A 25,888-nucleotide genomic window follows, 5' to 3' on the forward strand; every position below is an offset into this window, starting at 1 on the left:
ACTGTACACCGAAAGCTTTTTGGAAAGGTATGTGATCCCACCCATGTAATGTGGACACAGCCCTAAGCGAGATTTTCGTTTTCAAATTGTACCGGGCTGCGACCGTCACAGGCACTGTGACGACGCCACCGATTGTAATCACACTCGATATAATTAAACACCGTCGTCCGCATTATTTCCCGGCTGATAAAGCGTTCCTCGTGGATACACTCTACTTTCAGCGAATGAAAGAAGCTTTTCGCATTCGCATTATCGTAGCAGAAACCTTTTGCGCTCATGCAGCTGTGCAGGCTATGCCGCTTCAGCAATACCTGATAATCCGCTGTTCAGTACTGGTCACCACGGCTTGTATGAACGATAACTGACTGGGCTGAACTTTTGGCTGGCTTTCGCCCGCAGTTCCTGACTGCGCAGTTTGGCGGCGATGGTTTTGAAATTGTATTCAGGCAGTTCTTCGGCGAGACGAGGCACACCAAAACGCTGCTATGCCCCAGTGAATGCCTGACTGACAGCAATATCACAGATGAGCCGGAACTGGTGGTTTGGGCCGGCTTGATGGCGACGTTTGAGCCGCGCATACAAACCGCTTCGGGCAATCAGGAGCACGCGACACACGGCTTTGACGCTGAACTCAGCCTGATGCTTTTCGATGAAGACATACTTCATTTAAGGCGCTTCGCGAAGTCTGTCGCGGCCTTTGGAGAATGGCCAGCTCCTCTGCCTGCTCAGCCAGTTAGCGTTTGAGGCGGGCATTTTCAGCAGTCAGTTTGTTCTCCCGTTCTGAGAATGTCATTTGCTGCTGTTGTTTACTGCGCCAGTTGTAGAGCTGTGATTCATACAGGCTGACTTTACGGGCGGCGGCAGCGACACCAATACGCTCAGCCAGTTTCAGTGCCTCATCGCGGAATTTGGGTGTGTACTATTTACTGGCTGTTTTGCTGGTTGATGCTGGTTTTGTCATGAGTAATCGACCTCTGGTCGAGAGTTTACTCACTTAGTCGCGTGTCAACTAATAGTGGGTAGTATTAATGAAGTGAGAGGGGGGCCTGCAGGGCTTTGAAGTATATGGCTAAGCGTGCTGAACAAAAATTCCAGCAACTATGAGCATCTGATATTCACTGCTCACATATTCTATAGGTAGAATTGTAGGTTTAAATAATATATAAATAAATATCTATATTATTCAATAATAAAACACCAATGCATCATGGGCGTATTGGCGTCGAAGGTTTCGCTAGTGCTCATGGCGTGGTGATGTCCATTTCTTTGAATTTTAAGTGGTTAGTGATTTTTTTGGTTCTCATTGTTGCTCACTAATACGGAATAAACTGTTCAGGGAAATCGTCCCGCAGATGGCCCATGATAACGGAGTATCAGGGGCAGGAAAACAGCGGAGGTTTGCGTGGATCGGGGCGTCGCGTTTAGAAACATATTTTTCTCCGTTCAGCCAGGAACTGAATTTTTTGCCAGCCACTTACCAGAAAACATCCCAACATCGGAGATAACCATGTTTTCTGCAGTCGGTCAGTCAAATCGCATTCAGCCCGCCGCCCTTAACGCCAGCGGAAGGATTCATCCTGATATTAACATTAAGCCGCCGGTGAACGATCCCGTTCAGGCGCTGGCAAACCTGTTCCGCGATAACAAGCTTGCCTATCTGGGCGATGTGCATGGTCAGCTTGCGATCCCTGAGTTTGTCGGACATGCCATTCCCGAGTTGAAAAAGGCTGGAGTAGATCTGCTGGCGATAGAGTTTGTGAAGTACAGCGATAACGCCTTGTTTCGCGAAGCGCTGGCGCATGGCAAAGAGGCGACAAAAAACTTCATCATGAATGCCTGGTCAAAACACGGTGAGGCCTGGGTGGATAAGGTTGCCGGGGCAGTTTATGAAGCGCACAAAGCCGGCATTTCCGTCGCCGGCATTGACCGGCATATTCCCGGTGCTGCGCCCAAAACGCCGATGGAAGCCATCAAATATATGAACAAGCGGCTGGCGCTCAATATTGCCTGGAACGCTGCGACAGAAAAGGAAGAGCGTGCCATTGGCGCTCGTAAAACGCTGGTCTGGGGCGGCGGTGGTCATTTTCATCATAGCCGTGAGCAAGGGCCTAAAGATATGCGCCCTGGCCCCGTGGTTTCCTTCAGTGTGAGCGATAAAGCCCCTGGCTGCTCGCTGAACGATAAGGACGACAACAGCCACCTGGTGATTAATTTCCCGAAATAAAAATAGCGGGGAGTCTCAGCTCCCCGCCGTCGACAATTCTATTAAGCTGCGCCGCCGCCCGCTGAGTATTCACTTTCCTTTGTTTATTGTTGGAAGGGACGTGAAAAAATTGATAACCGGGGAATAAACTTCCATTTCGTTCGTCCTATGTGCTCAACAGCCAAATGCCGTTTCATCATTGTGAGCCGAACCTATGCGAGAACCCCGTCCGTCTTTCTGCGCGTTGTTTAAAAATTTGCGCTATCCGCAGCAATTTTTGCTGCGTGGCGCCGTGATAGTCGCCATTCCGTTAGCCCTTTGCCTGCTGTTTGCCTGGGCGTGGGGAGCCCTGACGCCGGGGCGTTTATCCCCCGACAAGCTGGTTAATGCGCTGGAAAAAACGGGAGGGGAGCATCCCGGCTATCGTCGCAATCATGCCAAAGGCGTCTGCGTGGCGGGGTATTTTGACTCCAACGGCAGCGCCAGCGCCCTGTCAAAAGCAACGGTGTTTCTGCCTGGCAATACGCCAGTTATTGGGCGTCTGGCGATTGCCGGCGGTAACCCCAACGCGCCTGACGGTGCGGTTCCGGTGCGCAGTATGGCGCTGCAGTTTATCACCCGCGATGGCCAGGAGTGGCGCACGGGGATGAACGCGCTGCCGTTCTTTAGCGTTGCTACACCTCAGGGCTTCTACGATCAGCAAATGGCGGGTATTCCCGATCCTAAAACGGGCAAACCCGATCCGGCCAAAATGAAAGCTTTTATCAGCGCTCACCCGGAGGCAAAGCCGTTTTTTGCGTGGGTGAAGAGCTATGTGCCAACGTCAAGCTGGGCCAGCGACAGCTACAACAGCCTGAATACCTTCTTGTTTACCAATAAAGCAGGGGACGTTCGCGGCGTGCGCTGGAGTATGCAGGCGCAAACTCCTGGCGTGCCGGTGACGGCGGAAGACAAAGCTAACCCGTTGTTCCTTCAGCAGGACATCAGGCAGCGCCTGCAGCAGGGGCCGCTAAAATGGGATTTAATTATCAGCGTGGCTGAAAAGGGAGACGCGACCAATGACGCGACAAAAGCCTGGCCCGATAGCCACCAAAAGCTTAACGCAGGCACGCTGGTGCTGACTTCCGCACAAGATCAGGCCGACGGCGGCTGCCGCGACATTAACTACGATCCGCTGATACTGCCGGATGGCATCTCTGGCTCTGACGATCCGCTGCTGAGTGCCCGCTCTGCTGCTTATTCGTCATCCTTCAATCGCCGCACGCATGAAGAAGCTCAGGCAAACAAAGGAGCAGGATTATGAACAAGGTGACCTATTTTCACCCGCTGCTGCGCGTTGTTCACTGGGCGATGGCGCTGATGATTATGGCGATGTTGTTTATCGGCGTGGGTATGGTGTCCACCGTGTCAGGTCTGCACGCGTTTTTATACTCGTTGCACAAACCCCTTGGTGTCGCCATTTTGCTGCTGGTTATTCTGAGGGTGTACCTGCGTCTGCGCTATAAAACGCCGTCGCTCCCGGCTCATTTACCCGCTTTTCAGGTGGTTGCTGCACATTTATCCCACTGGTTGCTGTATTTGCTGATGGCGGCTCAACCGCTGGTAGGCTGGGCTATGCTTTCTGCTGCGGGCTACCCGGTGACGTTAGGGGCCGGTATAACATTACCGGCGCTGGTGGCTAAAAATATCGAACTCTATGCGTTGCTGCGGCCGCTGCACACGGGGCTTGCGCTGCTGCTTTTTGTCACCGTTATCCTGCATCTGACTGCCGCACTGTTCCATGCGCTGCTGCTGCGTGATGGGGTGTTCAGCAGTATGACGGGCTACAAAGGCCGTGGTTAACGTCGCGCAGCGGAGTAAATCATGTCAACACTGAGCGAACAGGAAATACGGGAAATGCTGCCACATCTGCAGCGTTTTGCCTTATGGCTCACGCGTAATCCTCATTCCGCAGAGGATTTGGTGCAATCCTGCCTGGAAAAAGCTTTTACGCGAAAAAAGGATCTGGCCGATCGAGAGAGCCTGCGCAGCTGGCTGTTCTCGATCCTTTATCGGCATTTTATTGATGGTGAACGGCGTAAAAGGCGCTACCAGCGCATTTTGTCGCTGTTTACCGGTGATGAAAACCAGGTCGCCGCCTCAACGGAAGAGATGCTGATCAATGACGACATGCTCGCTATCTTCAGCCAGCTCCCGGTTGAGCAGCGCGCGTTGCTGTTACTCATCAGCGTTGAAGGGCTGAGCTATAAAGAGGCGGCGGAGTCGCTGGATATTCCTTTAGGTACCGTGATGTCACGCTTATCACGTGCCAGAAAACAGCTGCAAAAGTGGGATGAGGATACGTCATCCTCCCCGGCGTTAAGGAGATTAAAATGAAACCGCTCCTTCCTGAAGAACAGGATCTCCATGCCTGGGTTGACGGGCAACTAGATGAAGAGCGCAAAAAGTGGGTTGAACACTATTTGCAGCAGCATCCGGAGCTGGCAGCACAGGTGAGAAAATGGCAGGCGGATGCCCAGCGCCTGCGCCTTTCTGTTAATGAGTATGTGCCCCAGGTTTCTCCTGCCAGCGCGGAGGTGAAGCTGGTTCGCCAGCGGATCCGCCGCAGCCGTCAGTGGCGTTTTGCCTTTGCCTTTAGCCTGCTTTTTGCCGTGGGTATCGGCGGCGTGACCGGTTGGCAGCTGCATGCCAGTGAGATTTTGCGGCAAATGCTGCCGATGGAGGATGCCGTGCAGGCCTACCGGCTGGTGAACAACGGCAACGTTAAGGCGCTGGACGTTGTTGCCAGCGATCGCGTTACGGTAAATGGCTGGATGAGCCGCTACTTTATTGATGGCGCGCAGGCCCCTAACCTGGATAATTACGGTTTTACGCTGGTGGGCGGGCGCTTAATGGTTACCGAGCAGGGCCCGGCAGCGCTGGTAATTTACCAGGACGCGCAGGGAACGCGTGTCGCCTGGTATATCCGGCCTTCAGGCTCAATAACCTTGGGCAAAGGGGAGCGGCAGGCCGATAACCTCAAGGCGCAATACTGGAGCGATCGTCGCTATAACTATGCGATGGTAAGCCCGGCTAACGACAGCCAGACGGCGGGGCTACAAAAAGCGGTGCAGCAGTATGCAGGCGATGCCAGCTCGATTTAATACAGCTGCCTGTTTATTCGCCAATACCAGAAAAAATATACCATTTTTGCCGGAAGGACTTATCCTGAATGGAGTGAAGCGGCGCCCGGACTCCCCGACGCTGCTTCTGTCATTCCTGAAGGATAAAACATGGTATCTACACATATTGGCTTCCCGACCGAAACGGTGGCGGTGTTTCTTGCGCTCTCGGTGGGTGCCATTTTCATCGACCTCTTTATGCACCGCAAAGACGAGCCCATCTCGCTGAAAAGTGCCGCATTGTGGTCGGTGTTCTGGGTTGCAGTGGCAATGCTTTTTGCCGGTTTTTTATATCTTCATCACGGGGCGGAAGTCGCCAGCCTGTTTGTCACCGGCTACGCGCTTGAGAAAGTGCTTTCGGTTGATAACCTGTTTGTGATGATGGCGATTTTTGCCTGGTTCGGTATTCCGGACCGCTATCGGCACCGCGTGCTGTACTGGGGCGTTATCGGGGCGATCGTTTTCAGGGGCATTTTTGTTGCCATCGGCACCGGGCTGCTGTCTCTTGGGCCTTATGTTGAAATCGTCTTTGCGCTAATTGTCGCCTGGACGGCGGTGATGATGCTGAAGGGCGACGGCGGGGAAGAAGAGGTTGAGGACTATTCTCAGCATCTGGCCTACCGGCTGGTTAAGCGCTTTTTCCCCATTTGGCCCAAGCTTGCCGGGCGTAAGTTCCTGCTTAACCAGGCCGAAGTCGACCGGGAGCTGGAGAAGCCAGAAAACCAGGCCATCACCGTTGGGCGAGTCAAAAAAGCCGCGCTTTATGCTACGCCGCTGATGCTGTGCGTGGCGGTGGTTGAGCTTTCTGACGTGATGTTTGCTTTTGATTCCGTGCCGGCCATTATTGCCGTCAGCCGTGAACCGCTTATCGTCTACAGCGCAATGATGTTCGCGATACTCGGCCTGCGTACCCTGTATTTTGTGCTGGAAGCGTTAAAACAATATCTCGTTCACCTGGAAAAAGCGGTGGTGGTGCTGCTGTTCTTTATCGCCGTTAAACTTGGGCTTAATGCCAGCGAACACATCTGGCATCATGGTTACAGCATTTCGGCCACCGCCAGCCTGTACGTTGTGCTGGGCGTGCTGGCCGTGGGCATCATCCTTAGCGTGATGTTCCCGGCAAAAGCTGAATCAAGCGACAGTAAGAACTAAGCAATTGAAGGACGCCTTCAGGCGAAGGCGTCCTGATGACGCGACTCAGAGATGTTTGTCGAGGCGCAATCTTTCGATAGGTGAGCGGCGGCGAGGCCTGGAGCGATGGAAATAGCGCCAGTGGTAATCCCTTGCGGCGGTCAGCAGCTCATAGTCCCCTCGTGAATCTCCCCATGCGCGCAAATGAAGCTGATTCAGCGGGCCATAGACCTGCTCCAGACGCTGAATTTTCTGATCGCAGCGGCAGTTATGGCCGTTAATGCGGCCGGTCAGCATGCCATCAATCACTTCAAGCTGAGTACCAATAAGCTTAACGCCAAGGCGTTCGGCGAACGGTTGCAGCACAATAGCCGGAGACGCAGAACACAGCGTCACTTCGGCGCCAGAACGCAGCTCGGCGGCGACCGCCATAAGCCCGCGCGGACGCATCATTTTTTCGAAGTTTTTCGCGCAATAAACTTCGGCTTTCTCTTTAACCCACTGCTCGTTGACGCCGGTTAAGAAGGTGGAGATCAGCACTTCTTTTAATTCATCTCGGGTCAGTTTCCGGCGCAGGCATTTGAGCGTCGGTAATACCATGCGCATCATTTTGCGTGCAAAGGTTCTGCGCCCAAACGCAAACCGCAGGAACGGGACAAAGCTATCGCTATGGGTTAGCGTACCGTCGAAATCAAAGACCGACAGTACGCCAGGCGAAGGATCATTCATAACAACCATAGTTTCCCAAATTTCCCTTTTATCTGTACGTCGCGAGGGGATCTTGCGAACGATAGTGAAATTATAAACTTTTAAATCCCGCTACGGAAACCGTCGCGAAATGTGATAGGGTAGCGCAATGAACAGAAAACACACCGCCTTTATCGTTACCCGTTGGTGGCTGTCTCTTTAGAGGCGGCAGGAATTCGTTCACCCTTTTCTAATAGCCGCCGGAAGGCGGCTATTTCGTTTTATCCGTTCGCCCTCCGGCCAGATTTATCAGTCTCAGGAGGCATTTATGAACAGCTCACATCCTTTGCAGCAAACCATTCTTACCGGCGATCGCCCAACCGGGCAGCTTCACCTCGGGCATTATGTTGGCTCACTTCGCCAGCGCGTTCAGCTTCAGCACCAGCATCAACAGTACATTCTGGTAGCCGACCTGCAGGGATTAACCGATAACGGCAGCCGCCCTGAGCGCGTCGCAGGGAATATTCTGGAGGTGATGGCGGACTATCTGGCGGTGGGCATTGACCCGCAGAAAACGACTATCTGCCTGCAGTCCTCGCTGCCCGCGCTGGCTGAACTCACCATGCTGTATATGAACATCGTGACCGTCGCTCGTGTGGAAAGAAATCCGACGGTGAAAAGCGAGATTGCGCAGAAAGGTTTTGCCCGCTCTCTGCCTGCCGGGTTCCTTGTTTACCCGATAAGCCAGGCCGCCGATATCACCGCTTTTAAGGCGGCTCTGGTCCCGGTTGGCGACGATCAGCTGCCGATGATCGAACAGACCAATGAAATCGTGCACAAGATGAATAGCCTGACGGCGACGCCGCTATTAACCAGCTGCAAGGCGCTGCTTAGCCCGGTAAGCCGCCTGCCGGGCGTTGACGGCAACGCCAAAATGTCAAAATCCCTGGGCAACACGCTCACCCTTTCTGCCAGCGAGCAGCAGATTCACCAGGCGGTGAGCGCCATGTTTACCGACCCGGATCATTTGCGCGTCAACGATCCGGGAAAAGTTGAAGGTAACGTGGTGTTCACCTACCTGGATGCATTCCATGAAGACAAAGAGAAAGTGGCTGCGATGAAGGAGCACTATCAGCGCGGTGGCCTGGGCGATCGGCAGTGTAAAAACGAGCTGGAAACCTGCCTGCAAAATCTGCTGGCGCCAATAAGAGAGCGGCGGAATCGTTTTATTGAGGACAAGGCGTATCTGAGCGAAGTGCTGAAGGCCGGGAGTGAAAAAGCACGGGCACTAACCCAGCAAACGGCTGATGAAGTGAAGCGAGCTCTTGGGTTGCCGGTATTATTTTAAAGGCAGAAGGGCAAAGAGAGGCATACTCAGATGAGTGATTATGGATTACCATTATTGGGAAACTTTCGCGAACATTCACAGGGACAGCCCATCAGATGCGTTATTCAGCCGCAGCACTTCTTCCTATCCTGGTTTTACTCTCCGCCTGTAGCAGTAAGCCGAAAACCGCCGAACAGCAGCAAACAAGCGGCACGCCGTCGGGTGGTTTTCTGCTGCAGCCGCAGCACGATGTCTTTATGCAAACCGGGGACTTCGCTAACAACCCGGAAGCAGAGAAATTCATCGACAAAATGGTGAATGAGCATGGCTTCGACCGCCGCCAGCTGCATGAAGTGTTGTCCCAGGCTAAACGTCTGGACTACGTGCTACGCCTGATGGATCAGCAGGCGCCGACTACCGCCCCACCGGCCGGGCCGAACGGGGCGTGGCTGCGCTACCGCGGTAAATTTATCACCCCGGATAACGTGCAAAACGGCGTTAAGTTCTGGAACCAGTACGAGTCTGCGCTGAACCGTGCTTACCAGGTTTATGGCGTACCGCCGGAAATCATCGTCGGGATTATCGGCGTTGAAACCCGCTGGGGCCGCGTGATGGGGAAAACGCGTATTGTGGATGCCCTGGCTACGCTTGCCTTTGCTTATCCACGCCGCGCGCAATACTTTGCGGGCGAACTGGAAACCTTCCTGCTAATGGCGCGTAATGAAGGTGATGACCCGCTGGCGCTGAAGGGCTCTTTCGCCGGAGCAATGGGCTACGGGCAGTTCATGCCTTCTTCGTTTAAAGAGTACGCGGTGGACTTCAACGGCGACGGCCACGTGAACCTGTGGGATCCGGAAGACGCTATCGGCAGCGTGGCGAACTACTTCAAAGCCCACGGCTGGGAGAAGGGCGACATGGTTGCCGTCCCGGCTAACGGCCAGGTACCGGGGCTGGCTAACGGCTTCAACACCAAATACTCCGTGGCGGCACTTGGCCAGTCCGGCCTGAGCCCGCAGGGTTCTTTAGGCAACCATCAGGAAGTGAGCCTGCTGCGCCTGGATATGGGCGATCGCTACCAGTACTGGTACGGTCTGCCGAACTTCTATGCGATTACCCGCTATAACCACAGCACCCATTATGCGATGGCGGTGTGGCAATTAGGGCAGGCCGTGGCGCTGGCCCGCGTTCAATAAGTGATTTTATCGCCCTCGTAGGAGGGCGATAAGCACGGACTATAAAATGCCTGCCTGATGAAAATCATGCAGGTTGATAGCCCCGAGCAGCCTGCCGTTTTCATCCACCACCGGCGCGGCGCTAATGCGTTTCTTCATTAAGATCTCTTTGGCATCTATCGCCCTGGTTTCGGCCTTTAGCACCGTGCCGTGTTTTGTCATGGCTTCGTTGATGCCGGCTTCTAGTTTGCCTCCCCCTACCAGCCAGCGGCGCAGGTCACCGTCGGTAAAGACCCCGGCCACTCTTTGTTCTTTGTCGCAGACGGCAACCAGCCCCAGCCCCGTGCGGCTTAGCTCCAGCATGGCATCCATCACCGTGGCGCGGTCTGCGACCTGCGGCAGCCGTTCTTCGGTCCGCATCAGGTGATGCACCCGGTTTAGCAAACGCGCGCCTAACGCACCTGCAGGGTGTGAGCGGGCAAAATCCTCTTCGTTAAAACCGCGCTCCTGCATCACGGCCATTGCCAGCGCATCGCCCATCATTAAGGTGTTCACCGCACTGGAGGTCGGCGCCAGACGCATAGGGCAGGCTTCGCGTTCTACCGAAATATCCAGCGAGGCAAGCGCGGCTTTGGCCAGCGGCGACTGGGCTTTGCCGGTAATCGCAATCAGCGTCACGGCCTTTTCCTGCAGGCGAGGAATGATTAAATCCAGCTCCTTCGCATGGCCGGAATAGGAGATAAACAGCAGGATGTCGCGGCTTTCAATCATCCCCAGATCGCCGTGTAACGCTTCGGCAGGATGGACGAAGAAGGCTGGCGTGCCCGTGCTGGCAAGCGTTGCGGCGATTTTCTTGCCGATATGCCCGGATTTGCCCATGCCGGAGACAATCACTTTCCCCTGGCAGGTGAGCACGGCATTGGCGGCGGCAACAAAGCTTTCTCCCAGCCTGTCCGGCAGGCGGCTCGCTTCCTGTAACTCCAGCAGCAGGGTTTCTCGTGCGGCGTTAATCATTCGCTGATTCATCTTCTTCTCCGGTGACAATCACTTTCACGCCCTTTTCGCGCAGCGCGGTGAGGAATTCATGGCTAATGCCGCTGTCGGTGATGATGGTATCGACGCTTTCCAGGCCGCAGACGATGTTCGGGCTTTTACGACCAAACTTTGAGGAGTCTGCCATCAGAATCACTTCGCGGGCTGCGTTACACATCGCTTTGCTGACGGTATAAACCTCGTTATAGGTCGTGACCCCGGCGTTGAGATCGATGCCATCGGTGCCCATAAACAGCCGGTCAAAGCTGAAGTGCTCGAAGGCGTTTTCCGCCAGCTGGCCGTGAAACGAGGCTGATTTCTTACGGAAGGTGCCGCCGGGCATCAGGATGGTTTGTTCGTTATCCAGCTCAGACAGCGCGTTGACGATATGCAGGCTATTGGTCATCACCGTGATGTTATTGAAGCGCTGAAGCAGCGGCACCATCTGTAATACGGTGCTGCCCGCGTCAAGAATAATGGAGTCACCATCATGGATATACTTGACCGCCGCATCGGCGATTTGCTGTTTTTGCAGGGTATTGATCAGCGTTTTGTGATCAATCGGCGGGTCGGGTTCGTCCTTGCTGAGCACTACGCCACCATAGGTGCGAATAACGGTCCCGGCAGTTTCGAGCAGCACCAGATCTTTACGGATCGTGGTGCCGGTGGTTTGAAAGTGCTGCGCGAGATCTTCTACCGAGCATTTTCCCTGTTTTTGCAGGTGTTCGAGGATCGCCGCCTGTCGTTGACGTGGTTTCATAGGCTCTTATTACCTTGCAATAAATTTCGATTCGGTAATTTCGCAAGAAATAAGCATTCGAAACGAAATTAACCCTGTTTCAATTTAAGCGCTAATGATAGAGCATTCTGACAGTTCCGATCATGGGGAAAGATCACATCAGGCTGCAATTCCTGCCGATTCATGCCGTGTAGCTGAGATAAAGGCTGTGGCAGCGCGAAAACCGTCAGGCCTTTCATTATCAGGCTGTCGCGAACGTTCTGCTGCTCGTCAAACGCCAGGGCGATCACCACCCGAGGCCTGAAGCGCCCGGACGAGCGGCCAACGCCAACGGCGCCCTGTCGGCAGAGTCGGTCAAAGGCCCGGTTAAACAGGCGAATCTGCCAGCCGCCGAGCAGTAACTGGCTTAGCCACGCGATCGTTGCGAGAGCGATAAGGGCGTTTATCATGATGTTTCCTCCCTGGGTTCCCCCATTCCCGAAAAGAAGGGGGAACCGGTGACCTGATGGTTAAAACATGACCTGCCCGCCGGTGACGTTAATCGACTGCCCGGTACAGTAAGAGGCTTTATCGCTGGCGTAAAACAGCAGCGTGTTAAGCACGTCCTGATAGTCGCAGCCGCGCTTTAAGGGGACTTTGTCGATGTAGTATTGCTCCACTTCGTCAGCGGCGATGCCGAGCTTTTCCGCGTACTGAGGCAGCAGCGACTGGAACATCGGCGACTTGAGCAGGTTACCCAGCATCAGCGCATGCACCGTGATGCCGTATTCCGCCAGATCCAGCGCTAAAGACTGCGTCAGCCCCACGCCGCCAAACTTCGCCGCGCTGTAGCCGGAGTTATGCTTGCTGCCCACTTTGCCGGACTTCGAGTTGATCTGGATGATGCGGCCTTTGATGCCGTCACGGATCATCAGGCGCGAGAACTCTCTGGCGCACAGGAAGTAGCCCACCAGGTTCACCTGCAGTGAACGATCAAAATCCCCCAGCGCGAAATCGCCAATAAACGCCGCTTTGGCGATGCCCGCGCTGTAAACCAGCAGGTCAACCTGGCCGAAAATCTCATCCACGCCGTGGGCCAGGGCGGTAACGCTTTGCTCGCTGGTGGCGTCAGAGCCAAATCCCCAGGCGGTGCCTGGCCCGTACTGTTCGTTTATCTCCTGCGCCACGCGGGCGGCTTTCTCACTTTGGATATCCACTACGGCGACTTTGTAGCCTTCCTGGGCCAGCCCATGGCAGAGAAACGCCCCGAGCGTTTGCCCTCCACCGATGACAACGGCAACCTGGTTCATGTTTTGCTCCTTTTGTTTAAAGACAATGTTTATGCGACAAACTTCAGCCGACAGCCCGGCTCAATGCCCTGCGGCAGCGGGCCGTTGACGTGAACGGTGCCCGGATATTCCGCCTGTGCCTCACCGTCGAAGCGCAGGGTGATGTGCCCCAGCTCCTGCAAATTCTGCTGCGCGACGTCCCCGACGGCGGTCACGGCATAATGCTGGCCGTTAAGTTCAAAACCGATGCCCGGTTTAAGCTTGCCGGTGAGTTCGCCGTGGCAGTGGATAAAGCAGTAATCCTGAATATCCGCCGGCGCGCCTTCCCGAAAGGTAATCAGCATGTTGTCTTCCAGCGCCTCACGAGCGCACCGGCCAATGTGGGTGATGGTGGTCTGGTAAATGGTTTGCATGTTGCGCTTCCTTATTGATAGATGAAGCCGGACACCAGCCAGGCAATAAGCACGGTGGGCGCGCCCGTCAGAAAACGCCCGACCAGCACGGAAGGAACGCCGACGCGCACCGTGTCCTGCCTGGCTTCAGCCAGCGACAGGCCAACCGGAATAAAATCGCAGGCGGCCTGGGCATTAATCGCAAACAGCGCGGGCAGCGCCAGGTGAGGAGGGATATGCCCCTGACCAATCTGCACGCCAATTAACACGCCGATGACCTGCGCGATGACCGCGCCCGGGCCGAGGAAAGGTGAAAGTAGGGGAAACGAACAAATCAGGGCGAGGGTAATCAGGCCGACAGGATTGTTGGCCAGCGGAGCCAGGCCATGCGCAATCCAGTCGCCCAGCCCGGAAGCCATGATGATGCCAATCAGCGCCGAAACGAACGCCATAAAAGGCAGTATCGTTTTCAGAACCGTATCGATAGTGTCGCGCCCGGCCTGGAACAGCACGGCGACGGCGGAGCCCATTCCCATGCCCACTTTTGCCAGCAGGCCGTCGCTTTGTTCGGTAATTTTTTTGCTGGTGTCGTAGTCGCGTGCCGGGGCTTTTTTCAGCCCGGCCTGCGGCTCGCCCTGGGCCCAGGCGATGTTTTCTTCCCTGACGCCTGAGACATAAATATCCTCCACGATGTATTGCGCCATTGGCCCGGATTTCCCGGTCGCATGGATATTTATCGTCGGAATGCGCCGTTTAGGGTAGAGCCCGCAGCGCAGCGTGCCGCCGCAGTCGATGATGGCCATGGCAATCTCGGCTTCCGGAGGCTCGCCGTCTTTAAAACCGTCTACTGCCTCGCAGCCGGTCATTTCACTGAGCTTATCCACTATTGCCGGGCGCGTCCCCGCGGTGATGTATACGATCTTCTTGCTCGGGTCGACCGGGATAATCAACGGGCCGCCCCATCCGCCCTGGCCTTTTTCAATACGAATGCTTTGAGTCATGATTTTTCCTTAGAGACGTACCTGACGTTCCAGCTCGATACCCATTTTTTTCTCGAAAATGGAGGTGGTGAGATCGGTTATCCAGCCGCGGAAGAAGTTGGTGACCAGCCCGACCAGCAGATAGCTCACCGCCAGCGGCGCCAGCGGCAGGCCCAGCGTCGTCAACCCGCTGGCTATCCCGAGATAAACAAACAGCTCGCCGGGGTTGATGTGGGGAAATAAACCGTTCATCGAATGGCAGCTATACGATGCGGCGGCGTAATAGCTCGGTTTGTACTTCTCAGGCATGAAGCGGCCAAGGCTGAGCGTCATCGGATTGCAAAACACGAAGGTGCCGATGCAGGGCAGCAAGAGGTAACGCGATACGGGGTTGCCGGCGCAGCGTTGCGCCATGCGTTCAATGCGGTGCTGGCCGATGAAGTTAATCAGCGCGTTCATTATCACCAGCAGGCTTATCAGCAGAGGAAGAATACCGGTCACCATGCCGGTAAAGACCTCCCCGCCTTTCTGAAACAGGCCAATAAACCATTCCGCCCCGTGGGTAATCATGTCGATCATTTTTAGCTCCTGTAGGGTTATGTGCTCACCGTTGATCCCGGCGATGGCTCATATTAATCATTTTGAAACCTGTAAATATGTTATTTAGATCTCATTGTGAAATATAAAACTATCGATTTGAAAGCTTTTGGGGTGTGAAAGAATCGGTGAAGCTTTTGCTTTGCTGACGGATGAGCGAAAAAGAGGTCGATTGAGGGTTCGTTTATCCCGAGGTGTAAAACAGAAATTTACAAGGTCGGCTCGGTAGATTATGTTATGTTATAACGAAACAATATTGGTATCGGTATGTCCGCTGTTGCTCCCTCTTCCTTATTCAGCCTTTCCGGGCTGCTGCGCGTGGCCCTTGTGGCAGCGCTGATCCTCATACTTTGGGGCGCCATTCACTGGGCGGTTATCCTGCCATGATCGAATTGAAGAACCTTGAGCTGGGCTATTACGGCAATGTGGTGGTGTCGGCTATTAGCGGCCGATTTCAGCGGGGCAGCATGACCGCAGTCATCGGGGCTAACGGCTGCGGTAAATCGACGCTGTTAAAAACCTTAGCCGGGCTGCTGCCGCCGATTTCCGGTCGGGTAAACTTTCAGGACGATGCCCGGCCGCGTATCGCCTGGCTGCCGCAGCTGGGTGAAATGGACAGGCAGTTTCCCGCCACGGTTTATGACGTGGTTTGCATGGGAAGCTGGCCGGGGCGCGGGCTATTTTCTGGCCTGCGTCGTAAGCACCGTGAACGCGTGATGGAAGCTATTGAGCGCGTGGGCTTAACCGAGCATTACCTGCGTCCGATTGAGGTGCTCTCCGGGGGGCAGTTTCAGCGCATGCTGTTTGCCCGCCTGCTGGTTCAGGACGCGCCGCTGGTGTTGCTTGATGAGCCGTTCACCGGCGTGGATGCACAGACCAGCGAATTTTTGATGGAACTGATGTGCCAGATGCATCGGGATGGAAAGACGCTTATCAGCGTGCTGCATAACAACGAGCTGGTGCGTCGCCATTTTCCTGAAGTCTTGCTGCTCACGTCAGATGGTTACCAGTGGGGCAACGCCGACGAAGCCTTAGCGCAATACGCTTCCTTTCGCCCACGGCTGGTACAAACCGCATGATTTATCACCTCTTTATTGAGCCCTTTGTGGCCTACGGTTTTATGCGCCGGGCGCTGGTGGCCTGCCTGTCGCTTTCCCTGAGCACCGTTCCTCTTGGCATTTTTCTCCTGCTTCGCCGCATGAGCCTGGTGGGGGATGCGCTTTCTCACGCCATTTTGCCCGGCGTCGCCGTGGGCTATTTAGTGGCCGGTATGTCGCTGGTGGCGATGGGCGTCGGAGGGTTTGTCGCCGGCGTGCTGGTCGCTTTGCTTTCCGGCTGGGTGAGCGCGAGGACGCCGTTAAAAGAAGATGCCAGCTTTGCCGGATTCTACCTTGGTTCGCTGGCGCTCGGCGTGACGCTGATTTCTTTGCGCGGTTCAAGCGTTGACCTGCTGCATCTTCTATTTGGCTCGATTCTCGCCGTTGATGGCGAGGCCATTAAGTTTGTGGGCCTGATTGCGAGCGTGACGCTGATTGCGCTGGCGTTGCTCTATCGCGGGCTGGTGATGGAGTCGTTTGACCGCAGTTTTTTACAGGTCAACAACCGGCTGCTGCCGTCGCTGATCCACGGCACATTTCTGGCGCTGCTGGTGCTTAACCTGGTCGCCGGTTTTCAGATCCTCGGCACATTAATGTCCGTGGGCCTCATGATGCTGCCCGCCATTGCCGCGCGGTGCTGGGCTAAGACGCTGCCGGGGTCGATCGCGCTTGCCGTAGTGTGCGGCCTGATTTGCGCCTGGTTAGGGCTGGTGTGGTCTTTCTACGCCTCGTTACCCGCCGGGCCGGCCATCGTGCTTACGGCGAGCGTCGCATTCTTTATCTCAATACTTTTCGGACCGCGCAGCGTGCTTGCAGGGAGCCTGCTGCGTAGGAAATTGGCAATCATAAAGGGGGTTAAATGAAACGTTTAGGGATAGGTATTGCGCTGGCACTGGCGCTTTCCAGCCAGATGGCTGCGGCTAAAACGCTGAATGTGGTGGCAAGCTTTACCGTGCTGGCCGACATGGCTAAACAGGTTGGCGGTGAGCATGTGAAGGTCACCAGCCTGGTTGGGCCGGATGGCGACCCGCATAGCTTCGAGCCGTCGCCAAAAGACAGCGTGGCGCTGCGCAACGCGGATGTGGTGATTGTTAGCGGGCTAGGCATGGAAGGGTGGATGGATCGCCTGGTGACGGCATCCGGCTATAAAGGGAAAGTTATCGTCGCTTCGCAGGGGATCAATACCCGCAGTATGGAAGAGGACGGCAAATCTATTACTGACCCACATGCGTGGAACAGTGCGGCAAACGGGGCAACCTACGCGGAAAATATCACCGCGGCGCTGGTTGCAGCCGACCCACAGGATGCAGCGGCTATCCGCAAAAGCGGTGATGGCTATGCAGCACGCCTGAAGCAACTCGATAGCTGGGCGAAAAAACGCTTTGCGGATGTGCCTCAAACTCACCGTAAGGTGCTGACCAGCCACGATGCGTTCGGGTATTTCGGCGAAGCTTATGGCGTGACGTTCCTGGCGCCGGTGGGCTTTTCAACCGAAGCGCAGGCGAGTGCCAGCGATGTTGCTTCTCTGATTAAACAGCTGAAAGATGAACATATCTCCACCTACTTCATCGAAAATCAGACCGACCCACGCCTGGTGAAACAAATCGCAGGCGCAACAGGTGCGAAGCCTGGCGGTGAGCTTTATCCTGAGGCGCTTTCAGGCCCTGGCGGCCCGGCAAGCACCTACGAAATGGCGTTCAAGCACAACGTGAACACCATCGCCAACAGCATGAAATAGTCCTCTCCCTCCGGCCAGCTTTCGCTGGCCGTTTCAATTCTGGAACCTTTCCCGAGCATCCTGATGTAATCCCCTGCAACGCCCGTAAAGTGCTATCGTGTTGGGTAATGATATGTCTACAATCGGAGCCAGCATGACAGACAGCGCATTGTTTGAGCTAAGCAAGCGGGTAGGGAATGCCCTCGGGCAGCTTGGGGCCACCGTGACCACCGCAGAGTCCTGTACCGGCGGCTGGATAGCGAAAGTCATTACCGACGTGTCGGGGAGTTCAGCCTGGTTTGAGCGGGGCTTTGTGACCTACAGTAATGAAGCCAAGCATCAGCTGATCGGCGTAAATACGCTGACGCTGGAGGCCTATGGCGCCGTCAGCGAAGGCGTGGTGCTTGAGATGGCGCAAGGCGCGCTTGCCGCAGCAAAAGCTGATTATGCCGTGTCCGTCAGCGGTATTGCCGGGCCAGACGGCGGCAGTGATGAAAAACCGGTGGGTACCGTATGGTTTGGCTTTGCTGAAAAGCAGGGCCGAGCGTCGGCAAAGGTGCAGCGCTTTGACGGAGACCGGGATGCCGTTCGTCGGCAAGCGACGGAATATGCCCTGCAAAGCCTGTGGAATGATTTTCTAAAAAATAAACTTGATACTGTATGACTGTACAGTATAATTGCCTCAACGAAACAGTATTGAGAACGCGGGGTTGCGAATCATCGCATCACTCAGCATGACAGGAGTAGAAATGGCTATCGACGAAAACAAACAGAAGGCGTTAGCGGCAGCACTGGGCCAGATTGAAAAACAATTTGGTAAAGGCTCCATCATGCGCTTGGGTGAAGACCGTTCCATGGACGTGGAAACGATCTCTACCGGTTCACTTTCTCTGGACATCGCGCTGGGCGCAGGCGGCCTGCCAATGGGCCGTATCGTAGAAATCTACGGGCCTGAATCTTCCGGTAAAACGACGCTGACCCTGCAGGTTATTGCTGCCGCGCAGCGTAGCGGTAAAACCTGTGCGTTCATCGATGCCGAGCACGCGCTGGACCCGGTATACGCTAAGAAACTGGGCGTTGATATCGACAACCTGCTGTGTTCCCAGCCGGATACCGGTGAGCAGGCGCTGGAAATCTGTGACGCGCTGGCACGTTCCGGTGCGGTTGACGTCATCATCGTCGACTCCGTTGCGGCGCTGACGCCAAAAGCGGAAATCGAAGGCGAAATCGGCGACTCTCACATGGGCCTTGCGGCACGTATGATGAGCCAGGCGATGCGTAAGCTGGCGGGTAACCTGAAGCAGTCCAACACGCTGCTGATCTTCATCAACCAGATCCGTATGAAAATTGGCGTCATGTTCGGTAACCCGGAAACGACCACCGGCGGTAACGCGTTGAAATTCTACGCTTCCGTGCGCCTCGATATTCGTCGTATCGGTGCGGTGAAAGATGGCGAAAACGTCGTCGGCAGCGAAACCCGCGTGAAGGTTGTGAAAAACAAAATTGCAGCGCCGTTTAAACAGGCTGAATTCCAGATCCTCTACGGCGAAGGCATCAACTTCTACGGTGAGCTGGTTGACCTGGGCGTGAAGCACAAGCTGATTGAAAAAGCGGGTGCCTGGTACAGCTACAACGGCGAAAAAATCGGTCAGGGTAAGGCAAACGCCAGCAACTTCCTGAAAGAGAACAAGCCGATGGCAGATGAGATTGAGAAGAAACTGCGCGAAATGCTGCTGAATAACCAGGACGGCACGCCAGACTTCACGGTAGATGACCACAACGAAAACGCGGTCGAAACCAACGAAGACTTCTAAGTAATACAAAGGGCCGCTAACGCGGCCCTTGAGACTGCTGACAATGTTCATTGCTCTAAAAAGTCCGAACCCAGGTCTAATAAAAACAATGAATAATGTTCTCTGGTTTACCCCAAACAGTCGAAAATCACGTTTTTCGGCTGTTTGTCATCAATACAAAGGGCCGCTAACGCGGCCCTTGAGACTGCTGACAATGTTCATTGCTTTAAAAAGTCCGAACCCAGGTCTAATAAAAACAATGAATAATGTTCTCTGGTTTACCCCAAACAGTCGAAAACCACGTTTTTCGGCTGTTTGTCATCAATATGAAGGGCCGCTAACGCGGCCCTTGAGACTGCTGACAATGTTCATTGCTCTAAAAAGTCCGAACCCAGGTCTAATAAAAACAATGAATAATGTTCTCTGGTTTACCCCAAACAGTCGAAAACCACGTTTTTCGGCTGTTTGTCATCAATATGAAGGGCCGCTAACGCGGCCCTTTGTGCTTTCTCCCACCCTGATATCGACCTGTGCCACACGACCCTATGCCCGATAACATCACCTCCCCCCGCCGTAGTCCCTTTGCCCGTCTTTTGGATAAGGCAACCCGTATTCTGGCCATGCGCGACCACAGCGAGCACGAACTGCGCCGTAAGCTGGCTACGCCTTCTGCCTTTGCGGCCAAATTTGCCAAAGAGGATGAGCCTGAGATAGCGCAGGAGGATATCGATAAGGTCATTGCGTGGTGCTATGAACATCGCTGGCTGGACGACGTCCAGTTTGCGTCACGCTTTATTGCCAGCCGTAGCCGTAAAGGTTACGGGCCACAGCGTATTCGCCAGGAGCTGAAGCAAAAGGGCATCGATCGGGCCATTGGCGAGTCGGCAATGATGGCCTGTGACATTGACTGGCAGCCGCTGGCGCGCGAGCTGGCCGAGCGAAAGTTTGGCACACCGCTGCCAACGGAGTGGCAGGCGAAGGCGAAAGTGCAGCGTTTTCTTCTCTATCGTGGCTTCTTTATGGAAGACATTCAGGAGATCTGGCGAAATTTTGCTGATTAGGGCCACACTGGATTTTACTTCCCACGCCAGAAAACTTATCTTATTCCCACTTTTTTCCAGGTAAGCTGGCCTGAGCCGTCCGCGTTACGGCCGTCATGGCAGGTTTACAACTCTTCGTTAGCTTGATTCCAGGATAATTATGAGCAAGAGCACCGCTGAGATCCGTCAGGCGTTTCTCGATTTTTTCCATAGTAAAGGCCACCAGGTTGTAGCGAGCAGCTCCCTGGTCCCGAACAACGATCCGACTTTGCTGTTTACCAATGCCGGGATGAACCAGTTCAAGGATGTCTTCCTGGGTCTCGACAAGCGTAATTATTCCCGCGCCACAACCTCTCAGCGTTGTGTTCGTGCAGGCGGCAAGCACAACGATCTGGAAAACGTCGGTTACACCGCACGTCACCATACCTTCTTCGAAATGCTGGGTAACTTCAGCTTTGGCGACTATTTCAAACACGATGCGATCAACTTTGCCTGGGAACTGCTGACCGGTGAAAACTGGTTCGCGCTGCCGAAAGAGCGCCTGTGGGTGACCGTCTACGAAACCGATGACGAAGCCTATGAAATCTGGGAAAAAGAAGTCGGTGTGCCGCGCGAGCGTATTATTCGCATTGGCGATAACAAAGGCGCAGCCTTTGCATCCGATAACTTCTGGCAGATGGGCGACACCGGTCCTTGCGGTCCGTGCACCGAGATTTTCTTCGATCATGGCGATCACATCTGGGGCGGCCCACCGGGCAGCCCTGAAGAAGACGGCGATCGCTATATTGAGATCTGGAACATCGTGTTCATGCAGTTTAACCGTCAGATTGACGGCACTATGCTGCCGCTGCCAAAACCATCGGTGGATACCGGTATGGGGCTGGAGCGTATTGCGGCCGTACTGCAGCACGTTAACTCCAACTACGATATCGACCTGTTCAAAAAGCTGATTCAGTCCGTAGCGGAAGTGACCGGCGCGACCGATCTGTCTAATAAATCCCTGCGCGTTATTGCGGACCATATCCGTTCCTGTGCGTTCCTGATTGCCGACGGCGTCACCCCTTCTAACGAAAACCGTGGCTACGTTCTGCGCCGCATCATTCGTCGCGCTATTCGTCACGGTAATATGCTGGGTGCGAAAGACACCTTCTTCTACAAGCTTGTTGGGCCGTTAGTCGAAGTGATGGGTTCTGCAGGCGAAGAGCTGGCAAAACAGCAGGCGCTGGTTGAGCAGGTTCTGAAAACCGAAGAAGAGCAGTTCGCTCGTACGCTGGAACGCGGCCTGGCGCTGCTGGACGACGAGCTGGCGAAGCTGAAGGGCGACACGCTGGATGGCGAAACCGCTTTCCGCCTGTATGACACCTACGGTTTCCCTGTGGATCTGACGGCTGACGTTTGCCGCGAGCGCAACATTAAAGTTGACGAGGCGGGCTTTGAAGCCGCAATGGAAGAACAGCGTCGTCGTGCGCGTGAGTCCAGCGGTTTTGGTGCAGACTACAACAGCATGATCCGTGTGGATTCTGCTTCTGAATTTAAAGGCTACGACAGTCTCGATCTGAATGCGAAAGTGACCGCGCTGTTCGTTGACGGCAAGTCCGTTGACCAGGTGACTGCGGGTCAGGATGCCGTCGTTGTGCTAAACGAAACGCCGTTCTACGGTGAGTCCGGCGGCCAGGTTGGTGACAAAGGTACCGTGAAAGGTAACGGCGTCGACTTCGCGGTCAACGACACCCAGAAATACGGCCAGGCGATTGGCCACCTTGGCAAGCTGGTTTCCGGCGTGCTGAAAGTGGGCGACAGCGTTGAGGCGAAAGTTGACGAAGCCCGTCGCGCTCGCATTCGCTTGAACCATTCCGCAACGCACCTTCTGCATGCTGCGCTGCGCCAGGTTCTGGGCACTCACGTTGCTCAGAAAGGTTCTCTGGTAAACGATAAAGGCCTGCGTTTCGACTTCTCTCATTTTGAAGCGATGAAGCCGGCTGAAATCCGCGCTGTAGAAGATATCGTCAACGCGCAAATTCGTCGTAACCTGCCTGTCGAAACCAAGGTTATGGATCTCGAAGCGGCGAAAGCGAAGGGCGCAATGGCGCTGTTCGGTGAGAAATATGATGACCACGTGCGCGTTCTGAGCATGGGGGACATCTCCACCGAACTGTGTGGTGGTACTCACGCTTCTCGTACAGGTGACATCGGTCTGTTCCGCATCGTTGCGGAATCCGGTACGGCGGCTGGCGTGCGTCGTATTGAAGCTGTGACCGGCGAAGGCGCACTGGCTAATCTTCATGCGCAAAGCGACCAGCTGCACGACATTGCTCAACTGCTGAAAGGCGATAGTCAGAACCTGAACGAGAAAGTACGTTCGGTGCTGGAACGCACCCGCCAGTTGGAGAAAGAGCTGCAGCAGTTGAAAGAACAGCAGGCTTCGCAGGAGAGTGCAAACCTCTCCAGCAAAGCGGTTGAAGTAAAAGGCGTTAAATTACTGGTAAGCGAGCTGAGCAACGTCGAACCTAAGATGTTGCGCACCATGGTCGATGACCTGAAAAATCAGCTCGGCTCCGCCGTGATTGTTCTGGCCACCGTGGCAGAAGGGAAAGTGTCTCTGATTGCTGGTGTCTCCAAAGATGTGACCGACCGCGTTAAGGCGGGGGAACTGGTGGGGATGGTTGCACAGCAGGTTGGCGGCAAAGGGGGCGGTCGTCCTGATATGGCTCAGGCCGGTGGTACAGATGCGGCGGCACTGCCGGGCGCACTGGCCGGTGTTGAAGCCTGGGTTACGGCAAAACTCTGAAAATAACTAAAAGTGTATTGCGCCATAACTGTTCTCAGTTATGGCGTACTAACATTTACACATTATCAATAATGATAAAGTCAGGTTGAAGTTGTGTATATCGGCTAAACTTAGATATAACAGAGTGTAATGCTATGACAGAGTCCGTTTTATCTATTTGTCATCCGCTACATTTTCGCGTTATATGATGGATAATGCCGGGATACAGAGAGACCCGACTCTTTTAATCTTTCAAGGAGCAAAGAATGTTAATTCTGACTCGTCGAGTTGGTGAGACCCTTATGATTGGGGATGAGGTGACCGTGACTGTGCTTGGGGTAAAAGGCAACCAGGTACGTATTGGTGTTAACGCCCCGAAAGAAGTCTCTGTGCACCGCGAAGAGATCTACCAACGTATCCAGGCTGAAAAATCCCAACAAACGAATTTCTAAAGATATCGCGTCTCGCTGGGCTACAGCGAGGCGCACCTCTCCTGCAGTTTCCTTTCTCTCTCCAGTTCATACTCCTTTTGCTTCGTTTATCGTCGGGCCGTTTCTGCACGCTTATCGCCGTTTGCCTGTTGATAAAACACTCTTTTTGTCTCCAAATTACGCTAATCGAGCGTGATTTGTGCAATCGATAGCGAGTCGGGAAAAATTGTTTGACTTATAAGTCCCAGAAAGTAATATGTGCGCCACGCAGCGACGAGAAGCTCTTATGAGTAACTCGAAGCACTCGAAAGAGGCGTGTGTGGTGAGGTGGCCGAGAGGCTGAAGGCGCTCCCCTGCTAAGGGAGTATGCGGTCAAAAGCTGCATCCGGGGTTCGAATCCCCGCCTCACCGCCATTTTGCATCCGTAGCTCAGCTGGATAGAGTACTCGGCTACGAACCGAGCGGTCGGAGGTTCGAATCCTCCCGGATGCACCATTTCCCCCCGAGTCATTAGCAATGACAGTGTGACAGAGAAATAAATTTCTCCGCCAACACCAGGGAGGATAACGTTGCTTAGCAACGGCCCTTAGGGCGAGCAAACGGCGAATCATTTTCCCGAATGCACCATCTTCATCAGTGTTGCGGCATGATGAGTGACATTGATTCAGTAGTAAAAGCAGTAATCCCGATGCATCCGTAGCTCAGCTGGATAGAGTACTCGGCTACGAACCGAGCGGTCGGAGGTTCGAATCCTCCCGGATGCACCATTTTCTTGCCAGTCATCGGCGATGACGGTGTGACAGAGAAAGTTAATTTCTCCGCCAGCACCAGGGAGGATAACGTTGCTTCAGCAACGGCCCTTTAGGGCGAGCCTTCGGCGAGTCATCCTCCCGGATGCACCATCTTCTCCCGATTATCAAATGTTGATAATTGAGACGCGTAGTAAAAGCAGTAATCCCGATGCATCCGTAGCTCAGCTGGATAGAGTACTCGGCTACGAACCGAGCGGTCGGAGGTTCGAATCCTCCCGGATGCACCATATTCTCCCGCATCATTAGCGATGACAGTGTGACAGAGAAAGTTAATTTCTCCGCCAACACCAGGGAGGATAACGTTGCTTCAGCAACGGCCCTTTAGGGCGAGCCTTCGGCGAGTCATCCTCCCGGATGCACCATTTTCTTCCCAGTCATCCTCCCGGATACACCATTTTTCCCCGCACTTTTTAATCCCCTATTAGCACGTTTTCTCCAATTTTTAATACTCCTTTTTCGCAACACCCCCCGGACCACAGACAGCGACAATTTCAGCCATTTACGCTAAAGTAACGCCTCGACATTCAGCGAAGTGAGGGTGAGATGTACGACCGCTATGATGGTTTAATCTTTGATATGGACGGCACAATTCTCGATACGGAACCGACTCACCGTAAAGCCTGGCATGAAACCCTTGGCCGCTATGGTATGAGCTTCGACGAGCAGGCGATGGTTGCCCTGAACGGTGCGCCGAGTTGGAAAATTGCCGCCGCAATTATTGAAAGCCACAATGCCGATCTCGATCCCCACAGCCTGGCAGCCGAAAAAACTGCTGCTGTACGCGCGATACTGCTAGACACCGTGCGCCCGTTGCCGCTGATTGAAGTGGTAAAAGCCTGGCATGGCCGCCGGCCTATGTCGGTCGGCACAGGTAGCGAAAGCGATATCGCAGAGGCCCTGCTTAAACACCTGGGCCTTCGCCACTATTTTTCGGCGGTGGTGGCAGCAGATCATGTTAAACACCATAAGCCTGCACCTGATACCTTCTTACGCTGCGCCGAACTGATGGGCGTAGCGCCGCAGAAGTGCGTTGTCTTTGAAGATGCCGATTTTGGCCTTCAGGCCGCGCGCAGTGCGGGAATGGATGCGGTAGATGTGCGCTTACTGTGAGCGACACGCTGTCGCTCCTCTCACTGTTCAGCAGCAGCTTCCTGAGCGCAACTCTGCTGCCGGGCAGCTCGGAAGCGGTGCTCGTGGCGCTTCTGGTCGCCGGTAGCGGTCCGGTATCGGTTCTTGTGATAATAGCAACAATCGGTAATAGCCTTGGCGGTATGACTAACGTTATTCTGGGGCGCTTTTTCCCGCAGCGTATACAATCGCGCTGGCAGGGGAAAGCGACCGACTGGTTGACTCGTTTTGGCCCAGCCACGCTGTTATTGAGCTGGATGCCGCTAATAGGCGATCTGTTGTGCCTTCTGGCCGGGTGGCTACGCCTGAGCTGGGGGCCGGTGATATTCTTTTTATGCCTTGGTAAAGCGCTACGCTACATCGTTGTCGCGGCTGCAACGGTACAAGGCATGGCGTGGTGGCACTAATTGCGTG

At 54.5% G+C, this 25,888-nt stretch carries 26 protein-coding genes, 4 tRNA genes and 1 pseudogene; 22 read left to right on the plus strand and 9 right to left on the minus strand.

Annotated features, from left to right (window positions below; all coding sequences use genetic code 11):
* Positions 1 to 62: 62 nt before the first annotated feature.
* Positions 63 to 961: pseudogene (locus tag ACE38U_RS13445) on the minus strand (IS3 family transposase).
* Positions 962 to 1,507: 546 nt separating this feature from the next.
* Between ACE38U_RS13445 and ACE38U_RS13450 the strand changes: the two are divergent.
* The 6 genes from ACE38U_RS13450 (at position 1,508) to ACE38U_RS13475 (ending at position 6,516) form a co-directional block, all read left to right on the plus strand.
* Positions 1,508 to 2,224, plus strand: coding sequence for a Type III secretion system effector HopBA1 (locus ACE38U_RS13450; protein ID WP_176981188.1), 717 nt, complete (start codon positions 1,508 to 1,510; stop codon positions 2,222 to 2,224).
* Between the two features lie 193 nt (positions 2,225 to 2,417).
* On the plus strand, positions 2,418 to 3,506 hold the full coding sequence (locus tag ACE38U_RS13455) for a catalase family peroxidase (RefSeq protein ID WP_375529920.1): 1,089 nt from the start codon (positions 2,418 to 2,420) through the stop codon (positions 3,504 to 3,506).
* A complete protein-coding gene (locus ACE38U_RS13460; RefSeq protein WP_176981189.1) occupies positions 3,503 to 4,045 on the plus strand; it encodes a cytochrome b in 543 nt (180 codons plus the stop codon). Before ACE38U_RS13455 ends, ACE38U_RS13460 begins: the two co-directional genes overlap by 4 nt.
* Positions 4,046 to 4,066: 21 nt before the next feature.
* On the plus strand, positions 4,067 to 4,579 hold the full coding sequence (locus ACE38U_RS13465) for an RNA polymerase sigma factor (protein ID WP_038479480.1): 513 nt from the start codon (positions 4,067 to 4,069) through the stop codon (positions 4,577 to 4,579).
* Entirely contained in the window at positions 4,576 to 5,346 is a 771-nt protein-coding gene (locus tag ACE38U_RS13470; RefSeq protein WP_375529921.1) for an anti-sigma factor family protein, read from the plus strand. Before ACE38U_RS13465 ends, ACE38U_RS13470 begins: the two co-directional genes overlap by 4 nt.
* A 129-nt stretch (positions 5,347 to 5,475) precedes the next feature.
* Positions 5,476 to 6,516, plus strand: coding sequence for a TerC/Alx family metal homeostasis membrane protein (locus tag ACE38U_RS13475; protein WP_375529922.1), 1,041 nt, complete (start codon positions 5,476 to 5,478; stop codon positions 6,514 to 6,516).
* Between the two features lie 45 nt (positions 6,517 to 6,561).
* On the opposite strand, the gene ACE38U_RS13480 is transcribed toward ACE38U_RS13475, so the two are convergent.
* Positions 6,562 to 7,233, minus strand: coding sequence for an HAD-IB family hydrolase (locus ACE38U_RS13480; RefSeq protein ID WP_144244055.1), 672 nt, complete (start codon positions 7,231 to 7,233; stop codon positions 6,562 to 6,564).
* A gap of 277 nt (positions 7,234 to 7,510) precedes the next feature.
* Here ACE38U_RS13480 and trpS point away from each other — a divergent pair, with 277 nt between their 5' ends.
* Together trpS and mltB are read left to right on the plus strand one after the other, a co-directional pair.
* Entirely contained in the window at positions 7,511 to 8,530 is a 1,020-nt protein-coding gene (gene trpS / locus ACE38U_RS13485) for a tryptophan--tRNA ligase (protein WP_375529923.1), read from the plus strand.
* 95 nt (positions 8,531 to 8,625) lie between these two features.
* The gene (gene mltB, locus ACE38U_RS13490; RefSeq protein ID WP_038479491.1) at positions 8,626 to 9,702 is read left to right on the plus strand and encodes a lytic murein transglycosylase B; all 1,077 of its coding nucleotides are present in this window, start codon (positions 8,626 to 8,628) and stop codon (positions 9,700 to 9,702) included.
* A 39-nt stretch (positions 9,703 to 9,741) separates the two neighbouring features.
* Here mltB and gutQ read toward each other — a convergent pair whose 3' ends face one another.
* The 7 genes from gutQ to srlA form a co-directional block, all read right to left on the minus strand.
* Positions 9,742 to 10,707: an arabinose-5-phosphate isomerase GutQ gene (gutQ, locus tag ACE38U_RS13495; protein ID WP_176981192.1), complete on the minus strand. Its 966-nt coding sequence runs from the start codon at positions 10,705 to 10,707 to the stop codon at positions 9,742 to 9,744.
* Positions 10,688 to 11,473: a glucitol operon DNA-binding transcriptional repressor SrlR gene (srlR, locus tag ACE38U_RS13500; RefSeq protein ID WP_176981193.1), complete on the minus strand. Its 786-nt coding sequence runs from the start codon at positions 11,471 to 11,473 to the stop codon at positions 10,688 to 10,690. Before srlR ends, gutQ begins: the two co-directional genes overlap by 20 nt.
* Before the next feature lie 68 nt (positions 11,474 to 11,541).
* Positions 11,542 to 11,901 carry a transcriptional regulator GutM gene (gene gutM / locus ACE38U_RS13505; protein ID WP_038479500.1) on the minus strand — a complete coding sequence of 120 codons (360 nt, stop codon included), beginning with the start codon at positions 11,899 to 11,901 and terminating at the stop codon, positions 11,542 to 11,544.
* A 60-nt stretch (positions 11,902 to 11,961) separates the two neighbouring features.
* A complete protein-coding gene (srlD, locus tag ACE38U_RS13510) occupies positions 11,962 to 12,741 on the minus strand; it encodes a sorbitol-6-phosphate dehydrogenase (protein WP_038479503.1) in 780 nt (259 codons plus the stop codon).
* Between the two features lie 29 nt (positions 12,742 to 12,770).
* Positions 12,771 to 13,133 carry a PTS glucitol/sorbitol transporter subunit IIA gene (gene srlB, locus ACE38U_RS13515; RefSeq protein ID WP_038479506.1) on the minus strand — a complete coding sequence of 121 codons (363 nt, stop codon included), beginning with the start codon at positions 13,131 to 13,133 and terminating at the stop codon, positions 12,771 to 12,773.
* Positions 13,134 to 13,144: 11 nt separating this feature from the next.
* Positions 13,145 to 14,113, minus strand: a complete 969-nt coding sequence (gene srlE / locus ACE38U_RS13520; RefSeq protein WP_038479509.1) for a PTS glucitol/sorbitol transporter subunit IIB — start codon at positions 14,111 to 14,113, stop codon at positions 13,145 to 13,147.
* Positions 14,114 to 14,122: 9 nt separating this feature from the next.
* Entirely contained in the window at positions 14,123 to 14,671 is a 549-nt protein-coding gene (gene srlA, locus ACE38U_RS13525; RefSeq protein ID WP_008458272.1) for a PTS glucitol/sorbitol transporter subunit IIC, read from the minus strand.
* A 401-nt stretch (positions 14,672 to 15,072) separates the two neighbouring features.
* Here srlA and ACE38U_RS13530 point away from each other — a divergent pair, with 401 nt between their 5' ends.
* The 14 genes from ACE38U_RS13530 (at position 15,073) to ACE38U_RS13595 (ending at position 25,881) form a co-directional block, all read left to right on the plus strand.
* Positions 15,073 to 15,768 carry a metal ABC transporter ATP-binding protein gene (locus tag ACE38U_RS13530; RefSeq protein ID WP_038479513.1) on the plus strand — a complete coding sequence of 232 codons (696 nt, stop codon included), beginning with the start codon at positions 15,073 to 15,075 and terminating at the stop codon, positions 15,766 to 15,768.
* The gene (locus ACE38U_RS13535; RefSeq protein WP_038479516.1) at positions 15,765 to 16,649 is read left to right on the plus strand and encodes a metal ABC transporter permease; all 885 of its coding nucleotides are present in this window, start codon (positions 15,765 to 15,767) and stop codon (positions 16,647 to 16,649) included. The genes ACE38U_RS13530 and ACE38U_RS13535 overlap by 4 nt, the downstream gene beginning before the upstream one ends.
* Positions 16,646 to 17,524: a metal ABC transporter substrate-binding protein gene (locus ACE38U_RS13540; protein WP_038479519.1), complete on the plus strand. Its 879-nt coding sequence runs from the start codon at positions 16,646 to 16,648 to the stop codon at positions 17,522 to 17,524. The genes ACE38U_RS13535 and ACE38U_RS13540 overlap by 4 nt, the downstream gene beginning before the upstream one ends.
* Before the next feature lie 133 nt (positions 17,525 to 17,657).
* Positions 17,658 to 18,167 carry a nicotinamide-nucleotide amidase gene (gene pncC / locus ACE38U_RS13545; RefSeq protein WP_375529956.1) on the plus strand — a complete coding sequence of 170 codons (510 nt, stop codon included), beginning with the start codon at positions 17,658 to 17,660 and terminating at the stop codon, positions 18,165 to 18,167.
* An 85-nt stretch (positions 18,168 to 18,252) separates the two neighbouring features.
* On the plus strand, positions 18,253 to 19,317 hold the full coding sequence (gene recA / locus ACE38U_RS13550; protein ID WP_038479525.1) for a recombinase RecA: 1,065 nt from the start codon (positions 18,253 to 18,255) through the stop codon (positions 19,315 to 19,317).
* A 524-nt stretch (positions 19,318 to 19,841) separates the two neighbouring features.
* A complete protein-coding gene (locus ACE38U_RS13555) occupies positions 19,842 to 20,357 on the plus strand; it encodes a regulatory protein RecX (protein WP_176981195.1) in 516 nt (171 codons plus the stop codon).
* A gap of 139 nt (positions 20,358 to 20,496) precedes the next feature.
* Positions 20,497 to 23,124 (plus strand): alanine--tRNA ligase, encoded by a 2,628-nt coding sequence (alaS, locus tag ACE38U_RS13560; RefSeq protein WP_375529924.1) that lies wholly within the window; start codon positions 20,497 to 20,499, stop codon positions 23,122 to 23,124.
* 245 nt (positions 23,125 to 23,369) lie between these two features.
* Positions 23,370 to 23,555 (plus strand): carbon storage regulator CsrA, encoded by a 186-nt coding sequence (csrA, locus tag ACE38U_RS13565; protein WP_008458257.1) that lies wholly within the window; start codon positions 23,370 to 23,372, stop codon positions 23,553 to 23,555.
* A 300-nt stretch (positions 23,556 to 23,855) separates the two neighbouring features.
* Positions 23,856 to 23,948: transfer RNA gene (locus ACE38U_RS13570), tRNA-Ser, on the plus strand.
* Between the two features lie 4 nt (positions 23,949 to 23,952).
* A tRNA-Arg gene (locus ACE38U_RS13575) sits at positions 23,953 to 24,029 on the plus strand.
* A 195-nt stretch (positions 24,030 to 24,224) separates the two neighbouring features.
* Positions 24,225 to 24,301, plus strand: a tRNA-Arg gene (locus tag ACE38U_RS13580).
* Positions 24,302 to 24,496: 195 nt separating this feature from the next.
* A tRNA-Arg gene (locus ACE38U_RS13585) sits at positions 24,497 to 24,573 on the plus strand.
* 316 nt (positions 24,574 to 24,889) lie between these two features.
* Positions 24,890 to 25,456: a fructose-1-phosphate/6-phosphogluconate phosphatase gene (gene yqaB / locus ACE38U_RS13590; RefSeq protein ID WP_375529925.1), complete on the plus strand. Its 567-nt coding sequence runs from the start codon at positions 24,890 to 24,892 to the stop codon at positions 25,454 to 25,456.
* On the plus strand, positions 25,453 to 25,881 hold the full coding sequence (locus ACE38U_RS13595) for a YqaA family protein (protein WP_038479537.1): 429 nt from the start codon (positions 25,453 to 25,455) through the stop codon (positions 25,879 to 25,881). Before yqaB ends, ACE38U_RS13595 begins: the two co-directional genes overlap by 4 nt.
* Positions 25,882 to 25,888: the final 7 nt, after the last annotated feature.

Origin of the sequence: Cedecea selenatireducens (genome assembly GCF_042138895.1) — a bacterium.
In the GTDB taxonomy this organism is placed as follows: domain Bacteria; phylum Pseudomonadota; class Gammaproteobacteria; order Enterobacterales; family Enterobacteriaceae; genus Cedecea; species Cedecea selenatireducens.